The 12,888-nt window shown below is 65.1% G+C and carries 13 protein-coding genes; 8 read left to right on the forward strand and 5 right to left on the reverse strand.

The genetic code is table 11. The features are described 5' to 3' along the window. The first annotated feature begins 426 nt into the window (after window positions 1-426). The 3 genes from C7I84_RS04245 to C7I84_RS04255 all read left to right on the forward strand — a co-directional run bounded on the left by C7I84_RS04245 (window position 427) and on the right by C7I84_RS04255 (window position 5,571). On the forward strand, window positions 427-3,438 hold the full coding sequence (locus tag C7I84_RS04245; protein ID WP_165815976.1) for a M10 family metallopeptidase C-terminal domain-containing protein: 3,012 nt from the start codon (window positions 427-429) through the stop codon (window positions 3,436-3,438). 191 nt (window positions 3,439-3,629) lie between these two features. Next, the gene (gene ettA / locus C7I84_RS04250) at window positions 3,630-5,279 is read left to right on the forward strand and encodes an energy-dependent translational throttle protein EttA (RefSeq protein ID WP_106770899.1); all 1,650 of its coding nucleotides are present in this window, start codon (window positions 3,630-3,632) and stop codon (window positions 5,277-5,279) included. Between the two features lie 97 nt (window positions 5,280-5,376). Further along, the gene (locus tag C7I84_RS04255) at window positions 5,377-5,571 is read left to right on the forward strand and encodes a hypothetical protein (RefSeq protein ID WP_106770900.1); all 195 of its coding nucleotides are present in this window, start codon (window positions 5,377-5,379) and stop codon (window positions 5,569-5,571) included. A gap of 87 nt (window positions 5,572-5,658) precedes the next feature. Here C7I84_RS04255 and C7I84_RS04260 read toward each other — a convergent pair whose 3' ends face one another. From C7I84_RS04260 to C7I84_RS04270, 3 genes are read right to left on the reverse strand one after another with little or no spacing between them, the layout of a single operon-like run. Beyond that, a complete protein-coding gene (locus C7I84_RS04260) occupies window positions 5,659-6,366 on the reverse strand; it encodes a hypothetical protein (protein ID WP_207770965.1) in 708 nt (235 codons plus the stop codon). Then, entirely contained in the window at window positions 6,359-6,979 is a 621-nt protein-coding gene (locus C7I84_RS04265; protein WP_106770901.1) for a BglII/BstYI family type II restriction endonuclease, read from the reverse strand. Before C7I84_RS04265 ends, C7I84_RS04260 begins: the two co-directional genes overlap by 8 nt. Further along, window positions 6,976-7,620, reverse strand: coding sequence for an MT-A70 family methyltransferase (locus C7I84_RS04270; protein WP_106770991.1), 645 nt, complete (start codon window positions 7,618-7,620; stop codon window positions 6,976-6,978). The genes C7I84_RS04265 and C7I84_RS04270 overlap by 4 nt, the downstream gene beginning before the upstream one ends. A 205-nt stretch (window positions 7,621-7,825) precedes the next feature. On the opposite strand from C7I84_RS04270, the gene C7I84_RS04275 reads away from it, so the two are divergent. From C7I84_RS04275 to C7I84_RS04295, 5 genes are all read left to right on the forward strand, one after another. Then, window positions 7,826-8,083, forward strand: a complete 258-nt coding sequence (locus C7I84_RS04275; protein ID WP_106770902.1) for a hypothetical protein — start codon at window positions 7,826-7,828, stop codon at window positions 8,081-8,083. Between the two features lie 126 nt (window positions 8,084-8,209). Next, window positions 8,210-9,064 carry a hypothetical protein gene (locus tag C7I84_RS04280; protein ID WP_106770903.1) on the forward strand — a complete coding sequence of 285 codons (855 nt, stop codon included), beginning with the start codon at window positions 8,210-8,212 and terminating at the stop codon, window positions 9,062-9,064. A gap of 173 nt (window positions 9,065-9,237) precedes the next feature. Continuing rightward, complete coding sequence (gene tam / locus C7I84_RS04285) at window positions 9,238-10,008, forward strand: trans-aconitate 2-methyltransferase (RefSeq protein ID WP_106770992.1); 771 nt, start codon at window positions 9,238-9,240, stop codon at window positions 10,006-10,008. A gap of 186 nt (window positions 10,009-10,194) precedes the next feature. Further along, entirely contained in the window at window positions 10,195-11,307 is a 1,113-nt protein-coding gene (locus C7I84_RS04290) for a beta-ketoacyl-ACP synthase III (RefSeq protein ID WP_106770904.1), read from the forward strand. 10 nt (window positions 11,308-11,317) lie between these two features. Continuing rightward, entirely contained in the window at window positions 11,318-11,941 is a 624-nt protein-coding gene (locus tag C7I84_RS04295; RefSeq protein WP_165815977.1) for an MOSC domain-containing protein, read from the forward strand. 55 nt (window positions 11,942-11,996) lie between these two features. Here C7I84_RS04295 and C7I84_RS04300 read toward each other — a convergent pair whose 3' ends face one another. Both C7I84_RS04300 and tsaA read right to left on the reverse strand, forming a co-directional pair. Continuing rightward, a complete protein-coding gene (locus tag C7I84_RS04300) occupies window positions 11,997-12,305 on the reverse strand; it encodes a DUF2293 domain-containing protein (protein WP_106770905.1) in 309 nt (102 codons plus the stop codon). Further along, the gene (gene tsaA, locus C7I84_RS04305; protein WP_245428309.1) at window positions 12,305-12,847 is read right to left on the reverse strand and encodes a tRNA (N6-threonylcarbamoyladenosine(37)-N6)-methyltransferase TrmO; all 543 of its coding nucleotides are present in this window, start codon (window positions 12,845-12,847) and stop codon (window positions 12,305-12,307) included. Before tsaA ends, C7I84_RS04300 begins: the two co-directional genes overlap by 1 nt. Window positions 12,848-12,888: the final 41 nt, after the last annotated feature.

Here is a 12,888-nt window from a genome sequence, read left to right on the forward strand (position 1 = left end):
TCTATTTTCTGGTTCGTCAAATTCTAACCGGTGGCATGTTGAAAGCAAGGGGATATTGTAGTAACATCTTGGGTTATTTGTTGCGGCGGGCATGTTTTATTTTGAATAAGACGATGCTTATCAGGATTCGGGCGGGCATGCACGATATGACAAGCTGATATGGCCGGGATATTGTTCGGCCTTTCGTGCGGAGGTGTTTGATACCGGAGAAATCTTCCGGAGAACGACCTGAATCTTGGGGCGATGCGGAGTAGGCGCCCGCGATCATCGCTGCGGCGCAACCCGGATCGGCGATCGCTTCGGCAATGCTGAGGCATTTGCCGGACGCCGACGCCACCGGGCAGTTGAAGGCAACAAGGGGTCCAAACCATGTGCATGATGTGCCAGACCGTCTCGCGGTTCGCGAGCGAAGAGATCGACGCTCCGATGCCGAGCGGTTCCGTCTCGGTCGCCCCGCCGCAGTTCGACCAGATGAGACCTCCCTATGACATGCGGGAGCAAGAGCCCGGCGACGCGTACGGCGCGGGGCGAACCGCGCTGATCAGCCAGGTCTTCGACGCCGCCGACGGCCGTTACGAGTTCAGCGGCAACCAGGACATCGATGCCACCCTTATCGGCTCGCGATGGACGCTGAGCAATCTCACCTTCAGCTTTCCCACCAGCGGCACCTTCTATGCCGACGAGGGATATCCCGCGGGTACCGAACCGGCCGAGCATGTCGCCTTCAACGCGATGCAGCAGGACGCCGTCCGCTATGCGCTGAGCCTCGTGCAGTCCTATACCAATCTGACCTTCACCGAGGTCGCCGAATCGGCCACAACGCATGCCGAGCTGCGCTTCAGCCAGACGTCCTACGACGATGTTCCGTCGGCCTATGCCAATTTCCCGTCCAGTTCGGAGCAGGCCGGCGACGTCTGGTTCGGCATGACCGGCCAGCCCTTCTACGACACGCCGGCGATGGGCAACTGGGGCATGGCCACCATCCTGCACGAGATCGGCCATGCGCTCGGCCTCAAGCATGGCCATCAGGACTACACCGCCGTGGATCTCGCCGGCGAGGGATATCTCGATCCGCCGGGCGGCGGCGGACCGCGCTACGGCTCGGCCGAGTTGCCCGCCAACCACGACGGGCAGGACTGGTCGCTGATGACCTATCGTTCCGATCCGGGCGCTCCCGTCGCCTTCCAGGGCGAGGGCTTCAACCAGCCCCAGACCTACATGCAGAACGACATCGCCGCGCTGCAATATCTCTATGGCGCGAACTTCGACACGAACAGCAGCGCCACCGTCTATAGCTGGAACCCGACCACCGGCGAGATGTCCATCGACGGCGTCGGGCAGGGCGCTCCCACCTCCAACAAGATCTCGATGACGCTGTGGGACGGCAACGGCGTCGACACCTACGACCTTTCCAACTACGCGACCGATCTGTCGATCGATCTCGCGCCCGGAGCGTTCTCGACCTTCTCGGCCGCCCAGCTCGTCAACCACCGCGCCTACAGCGGCGGCGTCGCGCCGGCCGTGGGCAATGTCGCCAATGCGCTGCTCTACAACAACGACACCCGCTCGCTGATCGAGAACGCCACCGGCGGATCGGGCAACGATTCGATCGTCGGCAACCAGGCGAACAACACCTTGCGGGGCAATGACGGCGGCGACACGCTGGTCGGCAGTTTCGGCAGCGACAAGCTCTATGGCGGGAGCGCTGCCGACACGCTCTATGGCGACGGAATACCCGGCATTCCGCCCGGCGTCGAACTCGGCGACGGCGTCGTCGTCAAGCCGGCCGGCGCCGGCAACATATCGCTGGCGACGGCGATCGACGTGACCAAGGAGTTCAGCCTCGCTTCCAATGCCAACATCATCGACTCCACCGCCACGCCGCATGTGACGATCAGCGGGACCGGCGACGGCAACCGCGACTACTACAAGCTCACCGTCAATGCCGGGACGACGCTTACCTTCGACATCGACAACACGTCCGGCGTCGACAGTTTTCTTTTCCTGTACGATCCGACCAGCACCGCCGTCGCCTTCGACGACGACAGCCAGGTCACCGAGGGAGCCGGAGGGTCGACCAGCAGCTTCGACTCCTACCTGACCTACCAGGTGAAGACCGCCGGAACCTACTACATCGAGGTCGGCGCCTATGTCAGCAGCACCTCCAACGGCCCGATCGGCAGCGGAGCGCTCTACGATCTCCAGATCTCCGCAGGCGGCACGCCGGGAAGCGGCGGCGGCGGAACGGGCAACGATACCCTGGACGGCGGCACGGGCGACGACAGCATGGCCGGCGGTGCCGGCAGTGACGTCTATTTCGTCGATTCCGCCGCAGACGTGGTGACCGAGACGGCCGGAAACGGCACCGCCGACCGGGTCGCGGCACGCGCCAGCTACGCGCTGGCGGCGGGCGTCTCCATCGAGCTGCTGACGACGACGTCGTCGGCGGGCACGACGGCGATCGATCTAAGCGGCAACGCGCTCAAGCAGACGACCACCGGCAATGCCGGCGCGAACACTTTGAAGGACGGCGGCGGCGTGGCCGACGCCCTGAACGGATTGGGCGGCGACGACATCTACCTAGTCTATGCCGCCGGAACGACGGTGGCCGAAGCGGCCGGCCAGGGCAGCGACCGGGTGGCGGCGGCCGTCGACTTCGCGCTCGGCGCCGGTGTCCATATCGAGGTTCTGACGACGACGTCCTCCGGCGGCACCGCGGCGATCGACCTCACCGGCAATGCGCTGCAGCAGGACATCACCGGCAATGCCGGCGACAACATTTTGCACGACGGCGGGGCGGGTGCCGCCGACACGCTGAAGGGGCTGGGCGGCAACGACACCTATCGCGTCTACAATGCTGCCGACGTCGTCGTCGAGACCGCGGCACAGGGCGTCTACGACGTGGTGATGGCGGCGGTGGACTACGTGCTCACCGCCGGCGCGCATGTCGAGCGGCTGGCCACCAACGGCACCGCCGGCACGTCGGGCATCGACCTCACCGGCAACGAGATCGGCCAGGAGGTGGTCGGCAACAGCGGCGCCAACAAGCTCGACGGCAAGGGCGGCGACGACACCATGAAGGGCCTTGCCGGCAAGGACACGCTGACCGGCGGGACCGGCAAGGACCTGTTTGTCTTCAGCACGGCGCTGAGCGCCTCGACCAATGTCGACACCGTCACCGACTTCAACGTGCCCAACGACACGATCGGGCTGGACGACGCGATCTTCGCCGCGCTGAGCCTCGGCACGCTGGTGGCCTCGGCCTTCTGGGCGAGCACCACCGGCCTCGCTCACGATGCCAGCGACCGGATCCTCTACGAAACCGACACCGGCGCGCTGTTCTACGATGCCGACGGGACCGGCGCGGGCGCGCGCATCCAGTTCGCCGTCCTCACCGGCCTGCCGGCGCTCACCAACGCCGACTTCGCCGTGATCTGACCCATTCCGGGCGCCGGCGCCACCCGGCGCCGGCGCCCGGGCTGTGTCGGGGATTCCGGCGGCGCGTTGCCGCGATATGGCTTCGCGCATGCCGCCAGCGGCCATATTCGCCACTTGGCGATTGCCGTTTGCCGCTCGTTCGCCTACATAGCGCGCAACTCCCGTAACAGCGTCCGAAAGGTTTTGCGCGCGTGGCACGCCAGTTCATCTATCACATGGCCGGCCTGAACAAGGCCTACGGCACCAAGAAGGTGCTGGAAAACCTCCACCTCTCCTTCTATCCCGACGCCAAGATCGGCATCCTCGGCCCCAACGGCGCCGGCAAGTCGACCGTGCTCAAGATCATGGCCGGCATCGACAAGGAATTTTCCGGCGAGGCGTGGCTCGCCGAAGGCGCCACCGTCGGCTACCTCGCGCAGGAGCCGCAGCTCGACCCGGCGCTCGACGTCTTCGGCAACGTCATGGAAGGCGTCGTCAGGAAGACCGCCATCATCGAGCGCTACAACGAGCTGATGATGAACTACTCCGACGAGACCGCCGACGAATCGGCGAAGCTCCAGGACGAGATGGACCGCCTCAATTTGTGGGACCTCGAGCAGCAGGTCGAGATGGCCATGGAGGCGCTCGGCTGCCCACCCAAGGACGCCGACGTGACCAAACTCTCGGGCGGCGAGCGCCGCCGCGTCGCGCTGTGCAAGCTGCTCTTGTCCGAGCCCGACCTGCTGCTGCTCGACGAGCCGACCAACCATCTCGACGCCGAGACCACGGCGTGGCTGGAAAAGCACCTGCGCGCCTACAAGGGCGCCGTGCTGATCATCACCCACGACCGCTATTTCCTCGACAACGTCACCGGCTGGATCCTCGAGCTCGACCGCGGCCGCGGCATCCCATATGAGGGCAACTACACCGCCTATCTCGAAGCCAAGGCCAAGCGCCTGAAGCAGGAGGGCCGCGAGGACGACGCCCGCCAGCGCGCGATTTCGCGCGAGCGCGAGTGGATCGCCTCCTCGCCGAAGGCCCGGCAGACGAAGTCCAAGGCGCGCATCAAGGCCTTCGAGGACCTTTTGGAGCAGGCTGACAAGCGCCGGCCGAGCGACACGCAGATCGTCATCCCGCATGGCGAGCGGCTGGGCAACGTCGTCATCGAGGTCGAGGGCCTGTCGAAGGGTTTTGGCGACCAGCTGCTCATCGAGGACCTGTCGTTCAAGCTGCCGCCCGGCGGCATCGTCGGCGTGATCGGCCCGAACGGCGCCGGCAAGACCACGCTGTTCAAGATGATCACCGGTCAGGAGACGCCGGATTCCGGCTCGATCCGCGTCGGCGAGACGGTGAAACTCGGCTATGTCGACCAGAGCCGCGACGCGCTCGATCCCAACAAGACGGTCTGGGAGGAAATCTCCGGCGGCGCCGAGGTGGTGAAGCTCGGAAAGTTCGAGGCCAACACCCGCGCCTACTGCTCGTCCTTCAACTTCCGCGGCGGCGACCAGCAGCAGAAGGTCGGCAACCTCTCCGGCGGCCAGCGCAACCGCGTGCACCTGGCAAAGATGCTGCGCACCGGCGGCAACGTGCTCCTGCTCGACGAGCCGACCAACGACCTCGACACCGAGACGCTGGCAGCGCTGGAGGACGCGCTGGAAAGCTATGCCGGCTGCGCCGTCATCATCAGCCACGACCGCATGTTCTTGGACCGCATGGCCACCCACATGCTCGCCTTCGAGGGCGACAGCCATGTCGAGTGGTTCGAGGGCAATTTCGAGGACTATGAAAAGGACAAGGTCCGCCGCCTGGGACCGGACGCCATCAACCCGCACAGGATGACGTACAAGCGGCTGACGCGGTAGGGGTGCGTGACCCCGCTCAGACAGATATGAGATTCTTGCATTGAGGGAGGGGTTCTCCGTAACTCGGGTTGCGAAGCTCGAATCCCAGGAGAACCCCATGCAGGTTTTTGGCCTGCCCGGCCATGTTATACGCAATGCTGGCCGGGTGTCGCGTCTTCTCGGCGCGCAGACCACAACTATCGAAGCGACGAGAAGACGCGACGCGGTGGCGCGATGGCGGCGCGCGATGAAGGATGGGCTGAGCGCCGATCAGGCGGCGCATGCGGTGGGCGTGCCGCGCTCGAACGCTTGAACAGCGGCGACGTCGAGTTCTACACTCTGGAAGAGGTGCGGGAGCGCCTCGGTCTGACCCGCTGAGTCTCGCCTGGCGTGGCCTGGCTCATTCGGATCGAGAAGAACGCCGCGAAGGCGCTCTCGGTGGGTAGGCAGCTCTTGCTACCTCAAATCGTGATTCCATAAATTTTCTATATTCCGAATCACCCTGAGGCCATTCAAAATCAATGGAGTCGAAGCATTCCATCATTCCAGGCGACGCTAGGAAACGAACTCCTCGCCTTATTAATCCTCCCACCAGGTATATGTATTCTTCGTGATCCTCATTGTAGTCTACTGCAAATAGCCCCCAGCTCGTATTGATAAACGGATCTATCACTTCATAAATAAACGCTATGGTTTCGTAAGATATATCCATATATGAAGGCGCTAAGAAGTGCTGAATTGTATTTCGTAGACGGCCAAATTCCTTGTGGCGTTCCAGGCCGGGCAGCCGAATTCCTGTGGTGGCCCATAGTCGATCTGGTAGATCGGAATATTGATACGTCCTTCCGCCTTCCACTAGTTCGCGGATCGAGAGGGACGCCTGTCCCGGTTGTGGCTTTGGCAAATGCTCAAAAATAAGAAGCGGATGTTCTTGGGCAATCCGCGCTTTTATTAAGATTTCGCAGGCATGAGCCGCTTGGAGAACTGACAGTTCCGACCAGCGTGAATTCTCAAAGCTATGATAGTTGGCATGCCAATTTGCATGGGCTAGCGCACCAAGCGCTAGCTCCAGCATATGTTCGTGTACATTAATGCCTTCGTTAGTCACTTGGAATTAGATCGCGATCATCCAAATAGATTGCCGGTGTCATTGCAAATACGAGCACTGGGCAGCCGCCGGCCCCGCCACCCACGATGCGCGGTTCCAGCTTGTCGTAGTGAGTGGTTGAGCCGCCGAAGGTACTGGCATCGCGGCCGAATTCCACCCGGCGCCGGTGCAACCATTGCTGGAGTTCAGTCGAACGTGTGACGACTACTCCGACATCCGCGACCCTCAGATCGTAGAGCAGCCGGAAATTGTTCAAATCGCGGTCGTAGAACGGGTCCTTGTTGTTCCATTCGACTTCGAGCGCGATCTTGCCTTTGAAGCAGTCGACCTTGTGTGTCGGACTTTCGCTTTCAATCTCGTCGACCACGATCTTGGTCTCAAACTTCTTCTCGATCCAGCCGCGCTTGTAGAACTCGGAATCGATGGCCGTCGCCGTCTCGGTCTTGCTTCCGCCTTTCGCCGAAATGGCGCTGTGTGGCAGCCGCGCCGAGGTGAGCACCTCGATGATGTCCCGCCACTCATCCGCATGGCCAAATTGCAGGATCGTTCGTGCATTGCGCCAGTCGTAACAGTCCCAGCCAGCGATCAGATCGATTTTCGGTAGCCTGCTCATTCCGCAGCTTCGGCCGCCGAATTATAAGCATACGTCTTCCAGGTCGGCTTGTAGTCCTCGTCGGCCTGGTTGCCCCAGTAGGTCCAACCCGGCCGCGTTCCGCGCGCGAACAGCTCCAGATACGGCCCCTTCGAGCAGCTTTCGATCAGGTCGTACTGCTCGTCGGGCTTGCGCGAATGCTCACGCTTGCGCGATGACATGTAGTTGACCTGGCTGCGGCCGGGGGCTTCGGTGCGGGCATTCTTGCCGCGCACGCCGAACAGCAGAAGTTCGGTCACGTTGCGGAAATAGAAGCCGACGCCGCGCCCGTCGGAGCCGCCGTCCTTCCGCACCTTGTGCCAGACGATGTTGGACTTGTACTCGAATCCCCACGCCTGCATCACGCGCAGCCCGTCGGGCAGAAGCGCGTTCGGGACCCAGAGATACAGATGCGCCGGCTGCTTGGTCAGTTCGGCGATCGGAAGCGCGCAGATGTCGTCCGTCGTCATGGTTCCGTAACGAGACAGACGGTGGTGCTCCGGGGCGACCTTGCCGGTGCGGTTGGTGAAGCGCCATGGCGGGTCGGCAAGCACGGTCTGGAAGCGCTTTCCGGCCGTTCTCTTGGCCAAATCGATGGCGGCATTCATCGCTTCGGCATTCATGACGATCCCCTTGAACTCGAACAAAAGCAGAACATATTGTGCGTGTCAAGATCGCACGATTCGGCGGAAGTGTCCGTTCTATTTGCCTGTTCCGCGCGACGTCGTCCCCAGATATGGCGCGTGGAGCGCCGTATTTCGGCGGCATGTAAACAAGCCCGCTGAAGTCCGCTATCCTGTGCGTCCGTGCGAACCAAGAGCGACCGCCATGGAAGACCTCGACCGTCTTGACGACATCCGCACAAAACTGATCGCAGCCAAGGAGACGCTGGAGCGGGCGCGCTACCGGGTCGACGCGCTCGATCTCATCCTGGAGGGCGTGAAGGACGAGAAAGTCCGCGGCGCCTGCCACGAGGTGTTCGGGCTGGCCGCCGAGCAACTGGATGCGTTGGACGACCGGCTCGACGAAATCTACCGGGACGTCTCGGCGATCGCCCGCAAGGCTCGCGACAAGGCGCCGGAGTAAGGCCGGTACTTCGTGTTCTGACGCCAGTCCCGTTGTCAGCATCCGTCAGGATTGTTTTCCCAAACTTATCCCCGCCCCTCCCGACCGGAGCGATAATACCGCCGCCTGTGCAGGAAGGAAGCGGCGGTGGACTGGGATGCGGCAATCGAGAAGAACAGGGAGGCGCTGAAGCGTATCCTCGCCATGCTCCTTTCCATGGCCGGGCTGGATCTCGGGGAACTCAGGGGACAGTTTACTTTGTTTCGGCAGAAGGGCACAGCCGCTTCAAGGTTTTCGCGGGCCGAAAAAAGTAAACTGTCCCCGGCACTTGACCCGGTATTCACCCTGCCGCGCCATCTCCGCCGCGCCGTGGTCAAGCTGCTGTATCCGGCCGAGGCGGCGGTGCGGCGGCTGATCGTCGTGGCCGCGCGCGGCTTGGTGGTCGCCCTGCCGACGCCCCAACCGCACGAGATGAAACCCGCGATCCCGCGCAAGGCCGGCCGTCCCGGCGTGCCGGTGCCGGCGGAAAACCTCGCCCGGCGTGTCGCGTCGCTGCCCCTGCTCGATCCGCTGCGGATGCCCCGGCCTTGGAACGGCCGCACCTGGTGGGTCCCCAGGAGCGTGCCGCGCATCTCCTTTCCGGGCTACAGCGTGCCGTTCCGCATACCGCCCCCGCCGTCGCCCGACGATCCGGTCGATGCGACGCGGGTCGCCCTGCGGCTGGAGGCGCTGGCCGCCGCACTCGACGACCTGCCGGCCCAGGCAAGACGTTTCGCCCGCTGGCGGGCCGGCCGCGATGCCGCCCTCACGCAGAACAAAGGCCGCGCCGCCGGTACGCAAGACGGAAAAGCCGGCGGCACGCGCCGGTTCCAACGGATGCGGCCGCTGAAGCCCGGCCGCCCGCCGGGCTGGCGGCGAAAGCCCGTCCACCCGGTGCACGAGGTGCTGAACGAACTGCACGGGCTTGCCTTCGACGCCCTGCAGCGCCCCGACACCTCGTGACGGCGCCGCCGCCGGGCGTGAGAAGCGAAGATAGCCCCGCGGATTTTCCGCGGCGTGGCGACGACGGCGCTTGTGGCGGCGGCGCGATCGATCTAGCAACGGTTCTGCAAACAAGGCGGATCGAACGTCCTTCTCCAATCCTCGCAGGCTCGGCTCGCACGATGCGAAAGATGATAAAAGACTGGTCCGCATCGCTCTATCTCAAATTCGAGGACGAGCGGACGCGCCCGGCGCGCGACCTCCTGGCGCAGATCCCGCTGGAAAATCCGCGCCGGGTCGTCGACATCGGCTGCGGTCCCGGTAATTCGACCGAGCTGCTCGCCACCCGCTGGCCCGGGGCCGAGGTGAGCGGCATCGACACCTCGCCGGACATGATCGACAAGGCGCGGGCGCGGCTGCCCGGGCTGAGCTTCGCGCTCGCCGACGCCGCGGGCTGGGCGCCGGAAGAACCGGTCGACGTGATCTTCGCCAATGCCGTGTTCCAGTGGCTGCCGGACCACCCGGCGCTGCTGGTGAAGCTGCTCGGCCGGCTCGCGCCGGGCGGAGTGCTGGCGGTGCAGATGCCCGACAATCTCGGCGAGCCCTCGCACCGGCTGATGCGCGAGACGGCGGCGGCCGTGTCCTTCGCCGCCAAGCTGGCCGGCGCGGCGCGCGACCCGCTGCCGCCGGTCGCGGCCTATTACGATCTTCTGGCGCCGCGGGCGGCGCGCCTCGACATCTGGCACACCGCCTACAACCATCCGCTCGCCGACGCGCAGGCGATCGTCGACTGGGTGAGTTCGACCGGGTTGAAGCCGTTTCTCGATCCGCTCGACGAGGAGGAGAAGCGGCAGTTCCTCGCCCTCTATCTCGCGCGCATCGCCGAAGCCTACCCGCCGCGCGTCGACGGCCGGGTGCTGCTGCGATTTCCCCGGCTGTTCATCGTCGCGCAGCGGGCGGCTTAGCATTCGTGGCGGACCATGGAGAGGCGACGGCAGCGGCGCGAGAGGCGGCGCCGCCCGGTTTTATGCTGCATCGCACCCTTTGCGGCGCGCTTAAATCGGCGTAAACGGGTGCGGCGCAATGTGACGCCGAAGCCGGGGCGGACCGGCGCGCGCTGATCGCGCGGATGTAAGGAAGTCTTGAAGAGCATGCACCGCGTCATGATCAGCGGGATCGGCGTCCTGATCCCAGAAACCTCCATCGGCAACGACGAGCTGGTCGACAGCTTCAACACCTATGTCGAGGCCGAGAACGCGCGCCGCGCCGGCACCGGCGAGCCGCCGCTGGCGAAGTCGGCCGCCGATTTCATCGAGCACGCGTCGGGCGTGAAGTCGCGCCATGTGCACACGCCGGACGGCATCCTCGACCCCGAGCGCATGGCGCCGCGCATCGCGCCGCGCGGCGACGACGAGCTGTCGGTCATGGCCGAGTTCGGCCTCGGCGCGGCGCGCCGGGCGCTCGACGATGCCGGGCTGGAGGGTGCCGACATCGACATGGTCATCTGCGCCGCCTCGCACCACCAGCGGCCTTATCCGGCCATCGCCATCGAGATCCAGAGCGCGCTAGGCGCGCCGGGCGCGGCCTTCGACATGGGGCTCGGCTGCTCGTCGGCCGCCGCCGGCCTGCATGTCGCCGCCAATCTGGTGCGCTCGGGCGCGCAGCGGCGGGTGCTGGTGGTGACGCCGGAGATCATCACCGGCCATCTCGATTTCCGCGACCGGCAGACGCATTTCATCTTCGGCGACGCCGCCACCGCGCTGGTGGTGGAGCGGCTGGAGGAGCGGCCCGGCCGCTTCGAGGTCATCGACACGCGCGGCTGGACACAGTTCTCCAACAACATCCGAACCAATTTCGGCTTTCTCCTGCGCGCCGGGCTGGACGATCCTTCGGCCATTCCCGCCAAAGGCAATCTCATCAAGCAGGTCGGCAACAAGGTGTTCAAGGAAGTGACGGTGGCAGGCCACCGCTTCATCGTCGACTTCCTGGCCGAGCACGGGCTGACGCCGCACGACATAAGACGTTTTTGGCTGCACCAGGCCAATGCGCGCATGAACGCCATGATCCTGCGGCTGTCGTTCGGCCACGACGTCGGCCCCGACCGCGCGCCGATGGTGCTCGACCGGCTGGGCAACACGGCGGCGGCCGGGGCGGTCATCGCCATGCAGGAGAACCACAAGGACATGGAGCGCGGCGACTGGGGTCTGCTATGCGCCTTCGGCGCCGGCTATTCGATCGGCGGCGGGCTGCTGAGGATGATGTAGGGGACACCTTATGCTCGACCTGCCCATGCCGCCTGCCGGCGACGCCGCTTTCGACATCATTCCCGCCAGGAAGCTCGCCGGCCGCGTTGCCGGCCTCTATGCCGCGGCAGGCGATCATTTCGAGACCAGCGCGGCCGAAACGCTCGACCTCGCGCTGGACGGCATTCCCGGCGATTTCCATGCCGGCCCGACCCGGCGATCCGGCAGCCGCGAGCCTTGGTATCCGCGCGGTACCGAGATGCGCAACGAGCGGCAGCTGTCGATCGTCGCGCCGGACGAGCTGGCTGTCGTGGCCGGCCGCATGGGGCTGGCGGAGATACTGCCCGAATGGACCGGCGCCAACCTTCTGCTCGACGGCATCCCGCATCTGTCGATGCTGCCCGCCGGCACGCTGCTGTTCTTCAAGGGCGGCGCGACGGTGAAGATCGACGCGCAGAACGGCCCGTGCCGCTTTGCCGGCAAGCAGATAGCGGTCCGTGCCGGCATGGCCGACGAGGAGGCCGGCGCGCTGCTCTTTCCGAAGGTGGCGAAGCGCCTGCGCGGCCTAGTCGCCTGGGTCGAGAAGCCGGGCAGGGTGGCGCTCGGCGAGGAGGTGTCGGTGCGCGTGCCGGAGCAATGGATCTATCGGGCCTAGTTCGACGGCCGTCTCGATTGGGAGGGGTTGCCCGCAGACAGGTCGGATACCGCCGCTACACCTCCTCGTCGTCCGGATCGAGCAGCCGGGTCGCCCGCCAGCGGGTCAGCATCGCATTGATCTGGTCGACGACGAAGAAGCGGGCGGAGTCGCGGTCGTAATCATCCTCGAGCAGCGCCTCGTAATCGGTATGGGTGTGGCGGACATGCGCCACCGTCGCCAGCCAGACCGCCACCGACGGCGGCAGCGTCTTCAGGTGCCTGGCATTGGCGTCGGCCCTGATCTTCTCCGTATCGGCATAAGGCGCCTGCGGCAGCAGCGCCGTCAGCACCTTGGCGATCGCCCGCTGCCGCTGCGTCGACATCAGCTCGACCCGTCCCCGGATGTCTGGCCCTTGGCATAGGCGGCGTCCGGCACGGCGTCGGTCGAGGCGAAGTACGGCTTGATGTCGATGACCGGCGTTCCGTCGAGCACGTCGATCGCCTCCAGCGAAAGTACTCCCGAGGTCGGATCGACGTCGACAAGACGGACCACATGCAATCCGACCGGGTTGGGGCGCACAGGCGAGCGCAGCGCGAAAACGCCTTTCGATTGAACGGCATGCCGGGGTTTCTGCACAATCAGATTCCGCGGCGCATGATGCAGCCAGCTCAGAACGGCGACGTGGCTGGTCGCGGCAAGGCCTTCGAGCCCCGGCCGGTAGGCCGGGGCGATCTCCACCGTCGCGCCGCCGCCGCGCTCGCGCGCCTCGCGCATGTTCTTCGGGCAGTCCTCGCGCCGCTTCCAGGGCGAGCGGATCACGCCGATGAAGACCAGATGGGCGTCGCCAGCCTGCGCGGCGGGGTCCCCGGCCAGGGCCACCTCGCCGTCGCGCGTCTCGAACATGGCATCTTCCCCGAGCGGCATTTTCTTGTCCTCAAGCGACATGGCTCTTGCAGTCGAACCTT

The sequence above is a fragment of the Kumtagia ephedrae genome, assembly GCF_003012745.1.
Classification (GTDB): Bacteria; Pseudomonadota; Alphaproteobacteria; order Rhizobiales; family Rhizobiaceae; genus Kumtagia; species Kumtagia ephedrae.

What these genes read in the sequence shown, in the direction of transcription:
- C7I84_RS04245 (WP_165815976.1), top strand. Translation starts at nt 427, where the DNA reads ATGCCGAGCGGTTCCGTCTCGGTCGCCCCGCCGCAGTTCGACCAGATG.
- C7I84_RS04255 (WP_106770900.1), top strand. Translation starts at nt 5,377, where the DNA reads ATGCAGGTTTTTGGCCTGCCCGGCCATGTTATACGCAATGCTGGCCGG.
- C7I84_RS04265 (WP_106770901.1), bottom strand. Translation starts at nt 6,979, where the DNA reads ATGAGCAGGCTACCGAAAATCGATCTGATCGCTGGCTGGGACTGTTAC.
- C7I84_RS04270 (WP_106770991.1), bottom strand. Translation starts at nt 7,620, where the DNA reads ATGAATGCCGAAGCGATGAATGCCGCCATCGATTTGGCCAAGAGAACG.
- C7I84_RS04275 (WP_106770902.1), top strand. Translation starts at nt 7,826, where the DNA reads ATGGAAGACCTCGACCGTCTTGACGACATCCGCACAAAACTGATCGCA.
- C7I84_RS04290 (WP_106770904.1), top strand. Translation starts at nt 10,195, where the DNA reads ATGCACCGCGTCATGATCAGCGGGATCGGCGTCCTGATCCCAGAAACC.
- C7I84_RS04295 (WP_165815977.1), top strand. Translation starts at nt 11,318, where the DNA reads ATGCTCGACCTGCCCATGCCGCCTGCCGGCGACGCCGCTTTCGACATC.
- C7I84_RS04300 (WP_106770905.1), bottom strand. Translation starts at nt 12,305, where the DNA reads ATGTCGACGCAGCGGCAGCGGGCGATCGCCAAGGTGCTGACGGCGCTG.
- tsaA (WP_245428309.1), bottom strand. Translation starts at nt 12,847, where the DNA reads ATGCCGCTCGGGGAAGATGCCATGTTCGAGACGCGCGACGGCGAGGTG.